The following is a 16,468-nucleotide window of genomic DNA, read 5'->3' on the forward strand; positions in this document are numbered from 1 at the left end:
GGCCTAATGGAGAACAGGCGGGCCTCAGTAACTCAGAATATGACAGCATTACCCAAAAAAAGAGACCACCCAAAGGCAGTCTCTCTTAAAATCTATAAAATATTAAACCTTACTCCGCTCCAGAAACCTTACCTGCTGGTGCAGACTCTTCGGCTGATTTTTCTGCAAATTTCTTCTCAAAATCACCTGCTTTAACTAGCGTAAGCTTTGATGGGTCTATATGCTTTCTGAAAGCATTATTTACTTGGTCTAGCGTAAGAGCATTTAATTTAGCTTCAAAACCTGCATCATAATTCATGGTTCTGTCTAGGTATAGGTAGCCGTTTAGTTTACCTGCCAGCTCTCCGTCTTTAGACCTTGATAACTGACGACTTTGTAACAGTCCTTCTTTCGCTTTTTCCAGTTCTTCTGCGGTGAAACCCTCGTTTCTTACTTTGTTTATTTCTTCTCTGATGGCAGCTTCTGCTTTTTCAGAGTTTTCTGGGGCTAATATGGCGTATGTCATAAAAGAGCCCGTCTCATCTAAAGGTGAAGCTGAAAACTGAGAACCTACACCATAAGATATTCCATCTTTTTGACGCAGTCTCATGGCCAGTCTACTGTTTAAGAACCCACCACCTAAAAGGTAGTTTCCTATGTAAAGGGCAGGGTAGTCTGGCGAGGCATCATTCATTTTAAGATTGATACCAGCTAGCATAAGCGAGTTCGCTTTGTCTGGTGTTTCTATTTTAGTGCCACCAGATGGGTTGGGAATATAGTCGTTCGCAATTCGTACAAAAGGCGTTGCGTTATTCCAAGTACCAAAACGTGTTTCTAATTCTTTCAAAGTTTGTTCTTGGTCAAAATCTCCAACAATAGAAACTGTAGCGTTAGACATACCGTATAGTTTGCTGTGCAAATCCTTCATGCCATCTATAGTTACATCATCCAGCATTTCTAATTGCTCAGGAATTGACGGTACGTAGCGTACATCCCCTTTAGGATAAGGATTCATAGTTTTTCTGAAAACCAACTGTGCCAATGGCATCGGTTCATTTTGCTGCGACTCTAAACCCGTTTTCATCTCTGTTTTAAGATTACTAAATTCAGTTTCGTCAAAAGCTGGGTTTTTAAGCACATCTTCTACTATAGCCAGTACTTCAGATAAATGAGCCTTGGTGGTATTAATACCTACTGAAATGGTATTTGCTCCACCGCCAATACTTACCGAACTTTCCATTTCGCCTAGTTTGTCTTTGATAGCTTGGCGATTTAAGCTTTTAGAGCCTCGCATCAGCATAGATGCCGTAAGGTTATCTGTCATACCTATGCCGGTTAAGCTTTCTTTAGTACCCACTCTTATGGTCATACTGGCAGACACTACATTACCTCTAGTTCCTTTTGAAAGCAATGCGTATTCCATGCCGTTGCTTAATTTTCCGGTGGTGTTTCTGCTGTCAATATTATCAGGTGTAGCCTCAAAAACCTCTGTAATTTCTTCTACTTCTTTTCCTTTATAGTCTTTTACTAAAGCAGCCACATTTGGAGCTTCAGGCACATTTACTCTATCTGGTGCTGTAGTCGGAATAAACTGACCCACCGTTCTGTTAGAGCTTTTAAAATACTTCTTAGCTATTCTGTTTACATCTTCTAGCGTTACATTTTCTACCGCATCTCTAAAAAGGAAGAAAGTTCTCCAGTCGCCTTTGGCAATAAACTCTGTCAACATTTTAGAAAAAGCTTCCGAATCTCTAGTTACTTGACCCAAGTACCTTGCGGTTTGAGATTTAGCTCTGTCCACATCTTCTTGTGTGAAGCCTGTTTCTACCGCTTTGTCAATAGCCGATAAGAATGCTTCTCTAGCTTCCGCAATGTCATTATCTTTAGGTACTACCGCACCAAAATAACTGTAACCTGGCTCTTTAAGTGACCTTGCATAGCCAAAAATTTGGGAGGCTAATTTGGTGTCTACCATCGCTTTATATAAAGGACCTGACGGAGCAGAAGCCAGTGCGTCAGAAATAACATCAATTGCAGCATAATCTTCATGTGTTCCTGGAGGTACATGGTACATAGCACCTAAAAACTGTACATCACCTGCACGTCTTAGTGTAATGTTACGCTCTGTATCCTGAGCAGGTTCTTTGGTATAGGTGTCGCTCAGTACTCTGGTAGGTCTTGGGATGCCTCCAAAATACTCATTGACCATTTTCAAAGTAGCTTCTGGGTCGATTTTTCCGGCTACTATCAAAATAGCATTGTCTGGCTGATAATACTTTTTGTAAAAATCTTGAAGTTTGTCAATCGGCACTCGCTCCAAATCTTCACGCGAACCAATGGTCGAGTTACCATAGTTATGCCATACAAAACCCGCAGAAACTATTCTTTGAGAAAGTACACTGTTTGGGTTGTTTTCACCCATTTCAAACTCGTTTCTCACTACCGAATATTCCGACTCTAAATCTTCTTTTTTGATGAAAGAATTCACCATTCTGTCAGATTCTAAATCCAAGGCCCACTTTAAATTCTCTTCAGTGGCGTTAAATGTCTCGTAGTAATTCGTTCTATCTACAGACGTGGTTCCGTTTGGCCTAGCACCATGGTCTGATAGTTCTTTTGGAATATCCGTGTGTCTTGGAGAGCCCTTAAAAACCATGTGCTCTAAAAGGTGAGCCATACCAGTTTCGCCATATCCTTCATGACGGCTACCCACCATATAAGTAATATTTACGGTAACGGTTTGCTGGGTTTGGTCTGGAAAAAGTAAAACCTTCATGCCATTGCCTAAAGTGTATTCTGTAATACCTTCTACAGATGCTCCTTTGACAGGTGCTGGAATCACTACCTTCTTAGCCTTAGGCATTTCTACCTTAATTTCTTCAGGAGCAGCAGGCATGGTAGCCTGAATCTTGTCAATCTTAGCTTGAAGCTTAGATATTTTTAGTTCTTGTTTGCTTTGTGCCTGTACCACGCTCAAACCACTGAGGAGTAAAGCGGTAAACAAGACACTCATTTTTTTAAATTGTGTCGGTTCTTTTTTCATTTAATAAAGGTTAATTGTTTTTAATAGTCTAAAGATAATCATCAGTCTCGATGTCGTTTAAGGTTTTTCAAGTTTTTCTAGATGCCTTTTTAATAAGAGTCTAAAGCTTCTGAAGCTCGAAAGGTGATAAATTTAGGAAATCAAAGCTTTAAATAGGTCTAAAAAATGTTAAACGGGCGATTTTCTAGATAAAGCTTGCCGAGTACTATCAATAGAAGTAAACCTAAATTTAGGTGAGTTTGATATGAAAAGTATTCTTTCATACCCCAGCGGGCTATAATATGAATAGAAAACAGGTTTAGATTAACTCTTCATTTGGCGGATTTTTGGCCATTCAAAGCCAAAATTGTGACAAATATATCTTAGAAATTATTCCATATTTTACCTATCCAGAGATTCGTGCTTTGTGTCAAATTCCTCTTAAAATAAAGCTAAACTAAAAGTAGGCCTTACCACAAACCTTCTAGTGCCTATAAAGTCTTGTGAGTAGTTATAAGCTGTTTTAGCTCCCAAGCCGAAATAAACGCCGAATACTTTTAAACGAACTAGGTTGTAGAGGTAGAGGTTTGCCTCAAAATTTCCATTGGAGAAGTCTTTAAGGTCAATTTCAGAAGAGCTAGTTTCGGTGGTTAATCTGCTCCAGGCAAATCTGTGGCCTATGGCTATTTCAGGCTGCGACCATTTGGTTTTTAAACGGAAAATATTCTTACCAAAACTATGAATCCAGTTTAGTGTGATAGATTGATCGTAAGCGTATTGTGTTAAGTCACCAGCTTCAAAACTATTGGTGTTTCCTCCAAACAACTTTCTTTCCACTCCCTGATTATTAAAAAGGTAGGAGTATGGGATTTGACCCGTAGCATAGCCAGCCGAAAGGGTAAGAATATCTGTTCCAATTTTTTTCCAGCGAAACTGCTGCGTGATACCAAAGTCGGCTTTTATGAAAGAAGAGTTGCCGTTCCGGTCAAAGGATTTTTGAGCATTGATGTTTATTACAGGATAGTTTCTGTTACCTAAAGTTTCAAAAATACCTTGTCTTACATAGCTTTCTCTTGGAGCAAAGCGGAGCATAAAACCGTATGTTCTGTAATTGGTTTCGGTACTTGTATTCTCGTCAATTTGATAATTCAGAGCTTTTTTATCGTCGTTTTCAGCATAAAATCTAATCCATGTCCAGCGTACAGGTCTGGTGTAAACGGCTACGCCTGTTTTTACAAATTGGTCTACCAAATAGCCATCGCGGTTAAAATAGATATACCTAGCAGATGGACTTAGATAATTATGACCAAGATAGGTCTGCTGGCCCGGAGGGCTGATGTCTTTCCTTTTGTAAACCGTGACTTTATTATACCTGTCTTTTGTGATATGAAAAGAAGCGGAGGTTCTGTATTTCCAAGATTTATCACCGAAACCGTAGCCAGCACTGGCTCTTAAGCCAATCCTTGGGTTTTTAGTGAGATTGTTTTGAATACCTAGACCAAGCCTTAGTTTTTCATGATAGTTTATACCAAACTGGTCAAACATCAGCATCACGGGGCCAGTAGGAGCTATGAGTTTATACGGCCACTCCATAATCTCTACCGTCTTTTTTAGCTTTGGTTTATTGTCAAAGCTCCATTTAGCATAGGTTGTTTTCTCTTTTTCGTTGAGCTCCTTTGGTCTAATTTCGTCAAATTCTTTCTTGCTTATTTCGTGAGCAGTATTACCAATTTGCCTTGTTGTTCCGTCAAAGTATACTTCACCATTTGGGATGTTGTCAGAAATATTAGAGAAGTAAGTAGAGAAGTCCATACGAAGCATGGCGGTTCTTCCCTTGTCTTCATAAGGGTAGTCCAAATCTATTTTCCTAGTAGTCGGATACCATTTGTCGCCTGCTTTGCTATAAGCTTGGGTGATTTTAAACTGAAGAGCCTGTATAGTATCGGCAGGCTGAGCTTCTATGTAACTTAGGGCGTAACCGTCAGAATTTATCTTTAAATAACCTTTTAAGGCATCTAAAGCCTTGCCTTGGTTTGGTTGAAATTTCACTAAGAAAGTGCTGTCTTGACCTGTGATAAGGGTATCGGTCAATTGAAAATCATATTGATTGAAAACACCGGGTTTAATAGGATTAACGTAGTTTCTTTCAAAAACTGGTTTGTTACCAGATGAAGAGCTAAACGTAGGCCTGAAACGGTAATAAGGTTCATAAAAGCCTAAAGGGTTGAGCGAATTGATAAAAACTAGGTTTACGGGAAACATCTTAGGTAAATTAGAAATGGTATGCTTTACCACCTCTTTTTGCTGCCCATTTTTGGCATAAAATCCTCCAATGTTTTCTAACATCAGTAGGTTCATGTAGCCTTTTTTTGTGCTGTCTTTTTTAGGCTTTTCCGGATTTCTTTCTATGTCCGTAATATGCATTTTAGTTTTTGCATAAAAGTCGGCTTTGAAAGTCCTGTATTTTAGAGGATTATTGGCGTCCGCATTCTTATGTACTTTTCGGAGCAATGCCCATGCAGGGTTTTCATCTGGTCGCACTATAAATTCATTAAGTGCAGTGCTACTGAGCAGCATATAAACATTGACAGGACTAAGTAAGTCAGCTATGTTTAAATTCCGAGTCTGATGTCCTATGATGGAAAAACGTAGCTTTTTATTTTGAAAGCCATCTATGTCAATAGAGAAACGACCTAAACTGTCTGTAGCGGTACCTATGGTTGTGCCTGGAATGGTTACATTCACATACTGAAGAGGTTTCTGAGAACCTACTTCCATTACTTTCCCGCTAAGATATAGCGACTGACCAAGGGCCATGTTTGAAAGTAAAAGAAGTAGGACTAAAAAATGCCTCATTTTGCAAAGATACCTTATTCAGCAGCACTTATATTAGACCTAAGTCCATTAAGCTTTCTGTTTTTTACACTTTAATAAAGTTTGACAAACACCAATATTGTCAATCTGCTCCACCACTTCTAAACCTGCTGCTTTTATAAAGTCAAGAAACACTACCGAATCATACATTTGGCTGTTTCCGTTGGCGACGGCAGTAAAGTAAAGGGAGGTCTGTTGCAGTGAAAATGCACTTGCTTTAAATTTCTGTTTGTCCCAGAAAGGTTCCATGATAAACACAAAACCGTCATCTGTTATTGCCTCATGGCATCTGGTTAAGATTGAAACTATTTCTTCATCAGAGAAACAGTCTAAAAACTGACTCATCCAGATAGCATCATGCCCTTCTGGCAAAGCGTTAGCAGGATTTAATAAGTTAGTTTGATGAAAAGATATTCTGTCAGAAAGGCCATTGGCGGCTATGTTTTTCTTTGCCATGGTCACTTGCCCAGGCAAGTCCACAATGGTTACATTTACATCACTGTCATAGTTTCCACAGCTTATGGCCCACTTTCCAGTGTTTCCACCAATGTCCATTAACTTTTTCGGTTTCTCTTTAAATACCAATGGTAATACTTTTGAAAAAGCATTGTCAGAGTAGAAATGGTCAAAAGCAAACCAACTATTTGCCACTTTTTCAGGTAATTCTGAAAGACCTTCATACACGGTTGGCCAGTCTCCCAGTACTTTTAAACCTTCAGGTTTTCCAGTTTCTAAAGATTCATCGAGGTGAAAAAGAGCTTGGTAGCACACGTCATGTGTGAAATCCATATTGGCCTTTGTCAGTCCGTCGTTTAGCATAAAATGACCTGTTTTGGTAAGGTTATATTTTCCTTCATTTCTGGTCACTAAACCTATTCCTAAGCCTGATTCTAATAGCACTCTAACTGGATAAACCTTTAAAGAGAGTTTCTCGCAGATGTCTTCCAGGCTAAGTCCTGCTTTTTTGTTTTTTTGAATCACTTCCAAAATACCCTTATCTCGGAGAAGTCTACTAGCTTGAAAAACCATGGGAGCAAAAGCTATCCACTGGGCGTATTCTATAGATTCTAAGGCACTTAGTTTGTCTTCCTTAAAAAAGTCCATTCTTTATTTTTAATTGGTTTATAAGAGGGTTAGCATACAGAGCGTAAAAAATATTTCTCAAAGAGCTCTTCTCCCCTTCAAGTTTGTCTAATTTTTCTTCGGCATAGCTCAAGAAATCCTTCTTTTGAGCAACGGAGTATTTATTACTATACGTGTTTTGGTCTAATAAGGTGTCATACGCTATGTAATGAACAGGCCAAAGTTGATAGTTAGTATATATTTGGCGGTCTATTTTGTTGGCCAGTATTTTAATTTTTTCGTTCTCTTTTGTGGTTTCAAAAGCGAGTTCTCTAGAAGAGATTTTGTTACCAAATGCTAGGTGAATTCTACCTTTATTCTCTATCACACCAGAGGCTATACTGTGTAGGTCTTCATCTGGAGCTTTGATATATTTGGCATGTAAAGAGGATAGATACGTTTCTTGTACTTTTAGGTCAACACAGGGTTCGTACTCATAAGAAATGCTAAGTGGCACTATATTAAGCTGAGCCATTTTTTCTTCAAATGTGCCACTTCCGCTGATGTTTAACATTTTCAAAAGTCCCGTTTGAGTTAAGTCATCGCCGTCTTTAGTTCTTCCAGCACGCTGTGCAATCCAAACAGAGGCTTTCTTTTTTTGCAAGGCGTTTCTGATGTAGGCAGATAGTTTTTGAGATATTTGATAAAGCTCTCTGGCTGTACCTTCTCTTTCTACCGTAAACATCCTATTTAACTTTCCTAACTCAGTAATGAAACCTTCCTTCATAAGGTTGTTTCCAAAGGTTATTTCTGTGGTGTCAAAACCATTTTCAACCAAAATAGTTTGAAGAATAGCGGAGTCTAAAAGGATATCGCGGTGATTAGCTATGAATAAATAAGACTCATCAGGCTTTAGGTTTTCAATGCCGCTATACGTCAAACCATCAGAAGAACGATTAGTAATAGTTCTGATAGCCGAGTGCATAAACTCTTTTTGAAAATCAAGCACAGTTTTTATCTTCTGCCCTTTGGCTTGTTGTGCTTCCAGACTAGTTTCTGGCCATAGGTAGTTTGAAATAAGGGCAAACAAAGGATCGCTCAGTATTTTTGGCAATACTTCAGAAACATCCTTATCGGTATAAGGGCTCATTTCTTTTAAGTCGAAATCCATGTATTATTGGAAAATATTTTGTTTCAAATTAGATCTAATCTCTTCGTTTTTACAAAAAAACGACAGTCTTCTTGAATAAACAGCATGCTAGCCTTATTTAAATAAAAAAGTATGATCTCCAAAAGCTTGTTTTAGAAGCCATTGGAAATCATACTTTAGACTAAATTTGTTAGTATTTCTACTAAAGAGCTTTTGAAATATAAGCACCCATCATTTTTCCGCTTTTAGCATAAGACTCCGCTATTCTGCTTCCAGCATCAAAATCAAAGCCCATCATTTGAGAGCCAGGTATCTTTAAAAGGGAATAAGAGGCAACCACTTTTTGGGTCGCTGTTTCCACAAATGTCATTTCATAATCTACATAAGCTGGCTTTTTTGCTACGCCAACATTAAAACCAGGCTCTGTAAAAACAGATTTTACAATGAGCGTATATTTGGCATCCAGACCTTTATCGGCCTCTAGATTAACCTTTAATAGATATTTATTAATTAACTCCACAAATTTAGGCTCATAACGTTCTTCTCTTGAGTCAAACCAGCTTGCCTTCCATTTTTCACCCCTTCCAGCCTCGTCTTCATTATATTCTGCCACTTTTTTAGCTACATACTCCTCCTCAGTTAGTTTTTTGCCAACATTCATGTTGTCATATTCAAATTCCAAGTTCAGTGTTTTCTCTCCTTTGAGGAAGTTGTATTTACCCTTTTTTGCTGGAGTTTGGGCTAGAGCAGTAAAGCCTACAAAGCTTGTTAATAACAAAAACAGTGCGATTTTTTTCATTTGATAAGTTTGGTTCGTTTGAGTCAAAAGTACAAATTACTCTTGAAAAGAGGTAGACGGGGCGGAGTTATCTATTTTACGGTTAATGGTCATATTATAAGGGTTTAAAGGGCTGTTTCCTGTCTGATTATCTTCTTTTTGGAAATGCTTAAGGTTTATAAAATGCCGATTTCCTAATGTGATACTTTAGTTTTTATTTAGATTCGCATTTTACGCGTAAGTCAAAAAAAAATAATGTGACTGACCGGGCGAAGCCATGCCAAATGCCCAAAATAATATATGATTAAAATAGGTTTTAGAAAGCTGACTTTAAAGGATTTTGAATCCATATTATTCGAGAATGAAAAAATTGAATTGGATGAAAAAGCAATCCTGAAAGTCAATGAAAGCCATGAGTTTTTAAAAGGGTTTTCAAAAGATAAGCTCATTTATGGTATAAATACAGGTTTTGGGCCAATGGCACAATATAAGGTGGACGAAGAAAACCTTTTAGACCTTCAGTACAATCTTATAAGGAGTCACTGTGCAGGAATGGGTGAGCCATTGGATGATTTAAAGGTGAAGTCGGCCATGATATGTCGCCTTAACTCTTTAATTCAAGGTTATTCTGGTGTACATCCAGAAGTGGTTATTCTTCTTAAAGACCTTATTAATAATGAGGTTTACCCTCAAATATTTGAACATGGTGGGGTAGGTGCCAGTGGCGATTTAGTGCAATTGGCTCATTTAGCCCTAAACTTAATAGGAGAGGGTGAAGTAAAGTATAAAGGTACTTTCAGACCAACGGCTGAGGTTTATAATGAACTCGGTTTGAAACCAATCTCTGTTCATCTTAGAGAAGGGCTTGCTTTGATAAACGGCACCTCTGTAATGACGGGAATAGGTATGCTTAATCTGATTTTGGCCCAAAGGGCTATTAATTGGAGTTTGGTTTCTTCCTTACAAATAATAGAAATGGTGGAGTCTTACAGCGACCATTATTCTACAGAACTGAATGCCGTAAAACCACATATAGGACAGCAGGCCGTAGCTGCTGCCATGCAAAAGAGCCTTGACAGCAGTAAGCTTATAAGAAAAAGAGAAGAACACCTTTTCAATAAAGAAATAACAAAACAAGAGGTACTAAAAGATAAGGTGCAGGAATACTATTCTATCAGATGTATTCCTCAAATTTTAGGACCTATTTTAGATACTTTTTCGTATGCCAAAACGGTCATTGAAAATGAAGCTAATTCGGTCAATGACAACCCGATAGTAGATAAAGAAAATCAAAATATCTGGCATGGAGGTAATTTCCACGGCGACTATGTTTCGCTAGAAATGGACAAGCTGAAAATAGCTTTGACCAAGCTCAGTGTTTTGTCTGAAAGGCAGCTTAACTTCCTGTTTAATAAGAACCTTAATGGTATTTTACCCCCTTTTGTCAATCTAGGAAAGCTTGGACTTAACTTGGGGATGCAGGCAGCACAATTTACGGCTACCTCAACTACAGCAGAAAATCAAACACTATCTAATCCGATGTACGTGCACAGCATATCTTGCAATAACGACAATCAAGATGTGGTTAGCATGGGGACTAATTCGGCTTTGATATGTAATAAGGTTATAAATAATACACTGCAGGTGCTTTCTATTGAGTTGCTTTCCATTGCTCAAGCCATTGACGCTTTAGAAATTGAAGATAAACTTTCTGAAAATTCGAAAAAGGTATTTGACGAAGTAAGGACTTTGGTGCCTAAATTCATTGAAGACAGTACTTTGCATCAGAAACTAAATAAAATTATATCATTTGTTCAGGTAAATAATCCAGCTATTATATGACGGAAGTGAAACAAAAATATGCCTTGGTAACAGGAGCCTCTCGGGGAATAGGAAGAGCGGTAAGTGTACAGCTGGCTGAAATGGGCTATTACGTTTTAATAAATTTTCAATCAAACGAAGAAGCTGCCAAAGAAACCTTAGCCTTGGTTAGAGAAAAAGGAAGTGATGGAGAATTGATGAAATTTGATGTGGCTAATCAAGAAGATGTTAATCAAGTTTTAGAGAAGTGGATTGAAGAAAATAAGGACAAACGCATTGAAGTTTTAATTAATAATGCTGGAATTAGAAAAGACCAATTAATGATGTTTATGAGCCGCGAAGAGTGGGATTCTGTCATTAATATAGGCATGGGTGGCTTTTATAATGTAACCAGATTGGTCTTAAAAGGCATGCACCTGAATAGATATGGTAGAATAGTAAACGTGGTTTCTCTTTCTGGAATAAAAGGAATGCCTGGCCAAACCAACTATTCAGCTGCCAAAGGAGGAATGATAGCTGCCGCCAAAGCCCTTTCTCAGGAAGTGGGAAGACGAGGAATTACCGTAAATTCGGTAGCTCCTGGTTTTATCAAAACAGACATGACCGAAGATATTGACGAAAAGGATTTCAAAAAGCTCATTCCGCTAAATAGATTTGGAACAGCAGAAGAAGTAGCAGACGCTGTTTGCTTTTTAGCATCTCCAAAAGCATCGTATATAACGGGTCAGGTATTGTCGATAAATGGTGGTTTGTATAGCTGATTTTGATAGAGAACCGTTTTTATTGATAAATTTGCATAAGTATTTCATCTTCAAACAGTCATGAATAACAGAGTAGTCATCACGGGAATAGGAGCTTGGTCTTGCCTAGGAACCAATATTGAGGAGGTTAAAGAATCGCTATTTGCGGGAAAATCAGGCATAGGATTAGACCAAGAACGAAAAGAATGGGGTTTTAGGTCTGGTCTTACAGGCGTGGTGAAAAAGCCTGAACTCAAAGGGCTGTTAGACAGAAGAGCCAGAAAAGGCCTTTCGGAAGAAGCCGAGTATGCGTACATGGCTACCGTAGAAGCTCTAGAAAACGCTAAAATGGATATGGATTTCTTAGACCAAAACGAGGTCGGGATTCTGTACGGAAATGATAGCTCCGCCAAAGCGGTAACAGAAGCAGTTGATATTATAAGAGAGAAAAAAGATACTACGCTAGTAGGTTCTGGGTCAATTTTTCAGTCGATGAACTGTACCGTGACCATGAACCTGTCTACCATATTCAAACTTAAAGGAATCAATTTTACCATAAGTGCAGCCTGTGCCAGTGGTTCACATTCAATAGGGCTTGCTTATTTAATGATTAAATGGGGGCTGCAGAAACATATAGTTTGTGGAGGTGCTCAAGAGGTCAATCTTTTTGCTTTTGGTAGTTTTGATGGCTTGAGTGCGTTTTCCATAAGAGAAGATGACCCTACCAAAGCTTCAAGACCTTTTGATAAAGACCGTGACGGCTTAGTGCCCAGTGGAGGAGCGGCCACCTTGATTTTGGAAGATTATGACAGTGCGGTAAAACGTGGTGCTCCTATTTTGGCGGAGGTAGTAGGCTATGGCTTCTCTTCAAACGGTCAGCACATTTCTAATTCTAATGTAGACGGCCAAGTTCGTTCTTTAGAAATGGCATTAAAGGATGCCGGCATCTCTGCAGAAAAAATAGATTACATAAATGCACATGCTACGTCTACCACAGGTGGTGACTATGCGGAGGCGGAAGCTATTGCGGCAGTTTTTGGCGACTATAAAACACCCGTTAGTTCTACCAAATCTATGACTGGGCATGAGTGCTGGATGGCAGGAGCCAGCGAAATAGTTTATTCTATTTTGATGATGCAAAACAACTTCATAGCTCCAAATATCAACTTTGAAAACCCTGATGAAGCATCAGAAAAACTAAATATTGTTACCAAAACCACAGAAAGAAACATAGATTTGTTTTTGTCCAACAGTTTTGGCTTCGGAGGAACTAATTCCTCCTTGATAATTAAGAAAATAGACCAATAGAAAAAATGACCGAAAAGGAGATAATTGTTAAGATTAATGGTTTTTTAGTGGAGGAATTTGAGGTAGAAGAAGAGAAAATTCAGCCTGATGCAAATTTGAAAGAGACCTTAGATTTAGACAGTTTAGATTACGTTGACCTTGTGGTGGTCATTGAAGATGCGTTTGGTTTTAAAGTAGTGCCAGAAGACTTTATGAACATTGTTACGTTCCAAGATTTTTACGCCTACGCACAGTCTAAAGTGGCTGAAAAAGAAGCAGCTTAATAAAAGATGAGTCAGTGGAAAGGTAAAACCAATGCTAACCTTTTCGGGATTAAGATTTTTGTATTCGTACTGAATAATGTAGGTCTTGGTTTTGCTTATTTTATCCTTCGTTTTGTAGCTCTTTACTACTTCTTGTTTGCTTGGAAATCAAATAGGAGTAGCTTCTTTTATTTCCATAAGATTCTGAGCTTTGGGAAGCTTAAAACACTTTCTAGCATGTACCAAAACTATTATGTTTTTGGTCAAACCTTGCTTGATAAAGTAGCTTTACTTTCTGGTGTAAAAACTAATTTTAGCATTGACCACGACGGGGTTGATAACTTGGATGCAATTGTAGCAGGTGGTAAAGGAGGCATTTTAATAAGTGCTCATGTAGGAAACTGGGAAATTGCAGGGCAACTTTTAAATAGGCTGGATACCAAGTTCAATATTCTGATGTATGAAAATGAGCATGAGAATATCAAAAACTATCTTGACGGCGTTCAGAAGAATAAAAATGTCAATATTATTCCGATAAAAGATGGTGATATGGGGCATATCATTGCTCTTAATAATGCCTTTAAAAATAATGAGCTTTTAGTGCTGCACGGCGACAGGTTTAGAGAAGGTGCTCCAGTGTTAAATGCTACTTTTATGAGTCAGGAAGCCGATTTTCCTGAAGGGCCATTTTACTTAGCTGCTAAATTTGGTGTTCCTGTGACTTTTGCCTTTTCCATGAAAGAGACTAATAAACATTATCATTTTTATGCCTCGAAACCTATTGAGGTAAAAAGAGAAAGGAAGCCCGGTCCAGTGCTTCATGAGCTTTTAGGAGCTTACATCATAGAATTAGAGAAAATGGTCAAAAAATACCCCACGCAGTGGTTTAACTATTACCCATTTTGGAAACAGAACTAATAAATTCAAATCCTATCCTAAAAGGAGAACAGGTGTCAAAACTTATTCCGCAGAAACCGCCTATTGAAATGGTGGACACGCTGTGGTATAATGATGATACTAAAACGGTTTCAGGTTTTAAGATAGCATCCAATAACATTTTTGTAGAAAACGGCTTTTTTACCGAGCCAGGTTTGATTGAGAATATTGCCCAAACAGCGGCTTTAAGAGTGGGTTATATAGTTTCTGAAAAGAATAAAAATGGTGAAGATGTAAAGCCACCCATTGGTTTTATAGGTGGTATAAAAAAACTAAGCATTGATGCATTACCAGAAGTAGGAGAGGTGCTCCAAACGACTGTGGAGGTTGTTAATGTGGTTTTTGGTGTTAGCATTATTGAAGGCAAAGTGTTTTCAAAAGAGAAATGTGTCGCGTCTTGCGAGATGAAAATATTTTTAAAAGAGGAATGAAAACCTTAGTCAATAATACAGAAGTAAAGGTAAGGTTTAGCGAAGTCGATTCTCTTGGTATAGTATGGCATGGCAACTATGTTAAGTTTTTTGAAGATGGCAGAGAGGCCTTTGGCTCAGAGCATGGCTTAGGTTATATGGATGTTTACGAAAAGGGTTTTGCTACGCCAATAGTCAAACTAAACGTAGACTATAAGAAAACGGTAAGTTATGGCGAAAGTATTCGCATAGAAACTACTTTTAAACCTACGCCTGCGGCAAAAATCGTTTTTGATTTTAAGATATTCAAAGTGGATACAGATGAAATAGTGGCCACCGGAAGTTCTACGCAGGTTTTTATGACGAAGGCAGGGCAGTTACATATTACCAATCCTCCGTTTTTTGAAGAATGGAAAACTAAACACGGCTTGGTTTGAGCGTTTTTGTAGCAGCTAAAAATATCATTTCACCTTTAGGTTTTACTAGCAAAGCAAATTTTGATGCTATTTGTCAAGGGAAATCTGGCGTAAGGCTAGTAGATGAAAAGCCTTATGTAGAGCCTTTTTTCGGAGCGAAGATAGATAGAGCAGCTGTAGCCGAGAAAATTACAGATTCGGAGCATTATACTTTTTTAGAGCAGCTATTAATCCTCTCTGTTGAGGAAGCTTTAAGTCAAGATACCAGCATTGATATTACCAGTAAACAGACGGCGATTGTACTTTCTACTACCAAAGGAAATGTAGATATCCTTGATACGGAAAACACTAAAGGTTTTGCTCCTGAAAAGAAATATCTCTGGAATACTGGAGCAATGCTTGCATCATATTTCAAGAATCCGAATCAAACGTACATTATTTCAAACGCCTGTGTTTCAGGTATTTTAGCTCTTAATTTGGCGAAGCGTCTTATTAAAGCAGGTCAATATGAGCAAGTGGTCGTAGTCGGGGTTGATATACTTTCACCTTTTATAGTTTCTGGTTTTCAGTCTTTTAAAGCTTTAAGCCCTGGTATTTGCAAACCTTATGATAAAAACCGAGATGGTATAAACTTGGGGGAAGCCTGTGCTACCATAATTCTCAAAAAAGGAGAAGGCGATTTAGCGATATTGGGCGGAAGCTCTACCAATGACGCTAACCATATTTCAGGCCCATCCAGAACAGGTGAAGGCCTATTGTTGAGTATTCAGAAAACATTAAAATCGTCAGGAGTGTCCGTTTCAGAAATTGATTATGTTTCTGGGCATGGTACCGCCACGCCATATAATGATGAAATGGAATCTTTTGCAGTTTCGAGGGCTGGACTTTCTTCGGTTCCTATGAATAGTTTGAAAAGCTACTTTGGACATACATTAGGTGCTGCGGGTGTTTTAGAATCTGTTATAACGCTTCATTCTATGCAAGAAAACACTTTGGTGGGTACTTTGAGGCATAAAGAAAACGGTGTTTCTCAGCCAATAAATATCATTAGCAAAACAGAATCAAGAGATCTAAAAACATGTATCAAATTAGGTGCAGGTTTTGGGGGTTCTAACGGCTCTATTCTTTTTAGAAAAAATGGGTAATTACATCAAAACGGCGGAAGTAATTATAGCAGAAGGAAAGGTGCGTGTCAATAATGAGTTAGTTTTTCAATTTGACGACACCCCAGAAAATAGTGTTTTTCTAAAAGAGATTTACAAGGACTTAGATTTGGCTTATCCTAAATTTTATAAGATGGATGAGCTTTGCAAATTGGGTGTTTTAGCTGCGGAGTATTTGATGCGTAGCAAAGCAATAGACCAAAACTATAAGCCAGAAGATGTAGCCTTGATTCTTTCAAACAGTTCTTCTTCGCTGTCAACAGATACGAAGCACCAAGAGTCTATAAGTGACAAGGACGCCTATTTTCCGAGTCCTGCGGTTTTTGTTTATACCCTCGCCAACATTGTTTTGGGCGAAATTGCCATCAAATTTAAATTTACAGGAGAGCAAAGTTTCTTTATTTTTGAGGATTATGACGCCACCTTTTTGGAGTCTTATGCCCATGGGCTTTTAGATAATTCCGAAGCAGAGTGTGTTATAGCGGGTTGGGTTGAGATTTATGAAAATAATTATAAGGCTATTCTTTATACCATAGAAAAGGCCTCTTAGAAAAGATAGTATAAAAC

General features: G+C 38.3%; 14 protein-coding genes. 9 read left to right on the top strand and 5 right to left on the bottom strand.

Going from position 1 to position 16,468, the window contains the following annotated elements:
• Positions 1-109: 109 nt before the first annotated feature.
• The 5 genes from AC0L6O_RS06490 to AC0L6O_RS06510 form a co-directional block, all read right to left on the bottom strand.
• Positions 110-3,022, bottom strand: a complete 2,913-nt coding sequence (locus AC0L6O_RS06490) for a M16 family metallopeptidase (RefSeq protein ID WP_473307204.1) — start codon at positions 3,020-3,022, stop codon at positions 110-112.
• A 420-nt stretch (positions 3,023-3,442) separates the two neighbouring features.
• Positions 3,443-5,857: a DUF5686 and carboxypeptidase-like regulatory domain-containing protein gene (locus tag AC0L6O_RS06495; RefSeq protein ID WP_473307205.1), complete on the bottom strand. Its 2,415-nt coding sequence runs from the start codon at positions 5,855-5,857 to the stop codon at positions 3,443-3,445.
• 48 nt (positions 5,858-5,905) lie between these two features.
• Positions 5,906-6,979, bottom strand: coding sequence for a methyltransferase (locus AC0L6O_RS06500; RefSeq protein WP_473307206.1), 1,074 nt, complete (start codon positions 6,977-6,979; stop codon positions 5,906-5,908).
• On the bottom strand, positions 6,966-8,108 hold the full coding sequence (locus AC0L6O_RS06505) for a 1-acyl-sn-glycerol-3-phosphate acyltransferase (protein ID WP_473307207.1): 1,143 nt from the start codon (positions 8,106-8,108) through the stop codon (positions 6,966-6,968). Before AC0L6O_RS06505 ends, AC0L6O_RS06500 begins: the two co-directional genes overlap by 14 nt.
• A gap of 181 nt (positions 8,109-8,289) precedes the next feature.
• Positions 8,290-8,886 (bottom strand): hypothetical protein, encoded by a 597-nt coding sequence (locus AC0L6O_RS06510; RefSeq protein WP_473307209.1) that lies wholly within the window; start codon positions 8,884-8,886, stop codon positions 8,290-8,292.
• 279 nt (positions 8,887-9,165) lie between these two features.
• On the opposite strand from AC0L6O_RS06510, the gene flxA reads away from it, so the two are divergent.
• From flxA to AC0L6O_RS06555, 9 genes are read left to right on the top strand one after another with little or no spacing between them, the layout of a single operon-like run.
• Positions 9,166-10,707 (top strand): flexirubin biosynthesis tyrosine ammonia-lyase FlxA, encoded by a 1,542-nt coding sequence (flxA, locus tag AC0L6O_RS06515; RefSeq protein ID WP_473307211.1) that lies wholly within the window; start codon positions 9,166-9,168, stop codon positions 10,705-10,707.
• Positions 10,704-11,447 (top strand): flexirubin biosynthesis SDR family reductase FlxB, encoded by a 744-nt coding sequence (gene flxB / locus AC0L6O_RS06520; RefSeq protein ID WP_111372368.1) that lies wholly within the window; start codon positions 10,704-10,706, stop codon positions 11,445-11,447. Before flxA ends, flxB begins: the two co-directional genes overlap by 4 nt.
• Before the next feature lie 60 nt (positions 11,448-11,507).
• Positions 11,508-12,734, top strand: a complete 1,227-nt coding sequence (locus AC0L6O_RS06525; RefSeq protein WP_473307213.1) for a beta-ketoacyl-[acyl-carrier-protein] synthase family protein — start codon at positions 11,508-11,510, stop codon at positions 12,732-12,734.
• Between the two features lie 5 nt (positions 12,735-12,739).
• Positions 12,740-12,997 (top strand): acyl carrier protein, encoded by a 258-nt coding sequence (locus AC0L6O_RS06530; protein ID WP_473307214.1) that lies wholly within the window; start codon positions 12,740-12,742, stop codon positions 12,995-12,997.
• 6 nt (positions 12,998-13,003) lie between these two features.
• Positions 13,004-13,894, top strand: a complete 891-nt coding sequence (locus tag AC0L6O_RS06535; protein WP_473307216.1) for an LpxL/LpxP family acyltransferase — start codon at positions 13,004-13,006, stop codon at positions 13,892-13,894.
• Positions 13,879-14,343: a hotdog family protein gene (locus AC0L6O_RS06540; RefSeq protein WP_473307217.1), complete on the top strand. Its 465-nt coding sequence runs from the start codon at positions 13,879-13,881 to the stop codon at positions 14,341-14,343. The genes AC0L6O_RS06535 and AC0L6O_RS06540 overlap by 16 nt, the downstream gene beginning before the upstream one ends.
• A complete protein-coding gene (locus AC0L6O_RS06545; RefSeq protein ID WP_473307218.1) occupies positions 14,340-14,759 on the top strand; it encodes an acyl-CoA thioesterase in 420 nt (139 codons plus the stop codon). Before AC0L6O_RS06540 ends, AC0L6O_RS06545 begins: the two co-directional genes overlap by 4 nt.
• Positions 14,756-15,883, top strand: a complete 1,128-nt coding sequence (locus AC0L6O_RS06550) for a beta-ketoacyl-[acyl-carrier-protein] synthase family protein (RefSeq protein WP_473307220.1) — start codon at positions 14,756-14,758, stop codon at positions 15,881-15,883. The genes AC0L6O_RS06545 and AC0L6O_RS06550 overlap by 4 nt, the downstream gene beginning before the upstream one ends.
• A complete protein-coding gene (locus AC0L6O_RS06555) occupies positions 15,876-16,451 on the top strand; it encodes a 3-oxoacyl-ACP synthase (protein ID WP_473307222.1) in 576 nt (191 codons plus the stop codon). Before AC0L6O_RS06550 ends, AC0L6O_RS06555 begins: the two co-directional genes overlap by 8 nt.
• Positions 16,452-16,468 lie beyond the last annotated feature (17 nt).

The organism is Arcticibacterium sp. GJ41-1, assembly GCF_055808875.1.

Excerpts from the sequence above, each read along its gene's own strand:
- AC0L6O_RS06525 (WP_473307213.1), top strand. The coding sequence starts at position 11,508 with ATGAATAACAGAGTAGTCATCACGGGAATAGGAGCTTGGTCTTGCCTA.
- AC0L6O_RS06490 (WP_473307204.1), bottom strand. The coding sequence starts at position 3,022 with ATGAAAAAAGAACCGACACAATTTAAAAAAATGAGTGTCTTGTTTACC.
- AC0L6O_RS06495 (WP_473307205.1), bottom strand. The coding sequence starts at position 5,857 with ATGAGGCATTTTTTAGTCCTACTTCTTTTACTTTCAAACATGGCCCTT.
- AC0L6O_RS06500 (WP_473307206.1), bottom strand. The coding sequence starts at position 6,979 with ATGGACTTTTTTAAGGAAGACAAACTAAGTGCCTTAGAATCTATAGAA.
- AC0L6O_RS06535 (WP_473307216.1), top strand. The coding sequence starts at position 13,004 with ATGAGTCAGTGGAAAGGTAAAACCAATGCTAACCTTTTCGGGATTAAG.
- flxB (WP_111372368.1), top strand. The coding sequence starts at position 10,704 with ATGACGGAAGTGAAACAAAAATATGCCTTGGTAACAGGAGCCTCTCGG.
- flxA (WP_473307211.1), top strand. The coding sequence starts at position 9,166 with ATGATTAAAATAGGTTTTAGAAAGCTGACTTTAAAGGATTTTGAATCC.
- AC0L6O_RS06510 (WP_473307209.1), bottom strand. The coding sequence starts at position 8,886 with ATGAAAAAAATCGCACTGTTTTTGTTATTAACAAGCTTTGTAGGCTTT.
- AC0L6O_RS06530 (WP_473307214.1), top strand. The coding sequence starts at position 12,740 with ATGACCGAAAAGGAGATAATTGTTAAGATTAATGGTTTTTTAGTGGAG.
- AC0L6O_RS06545 (WP_473307218.1), top strand. The coding sequence starts at position 14,340 with ATGAAAACCTTAGTCAATAATACAGAAGTAAAGGTAAGGTTTAGCGAA.
- AC0L6O_RS06555 (WP_473307222.1), top strand. The coding sequence starts at position 15,876 with ATGGGTAATTACATCAAAACGGCGGAAGTAATTATAGCAGAAGGAAAG.
- AC0L6O_RS06505 (WP_473307207.1), bottom strand. The coding sequence starts at position 8,108 with ATGGATTTCGACTTAAAAGAAATGAGCCCTTATACCGATAAGGATGTT.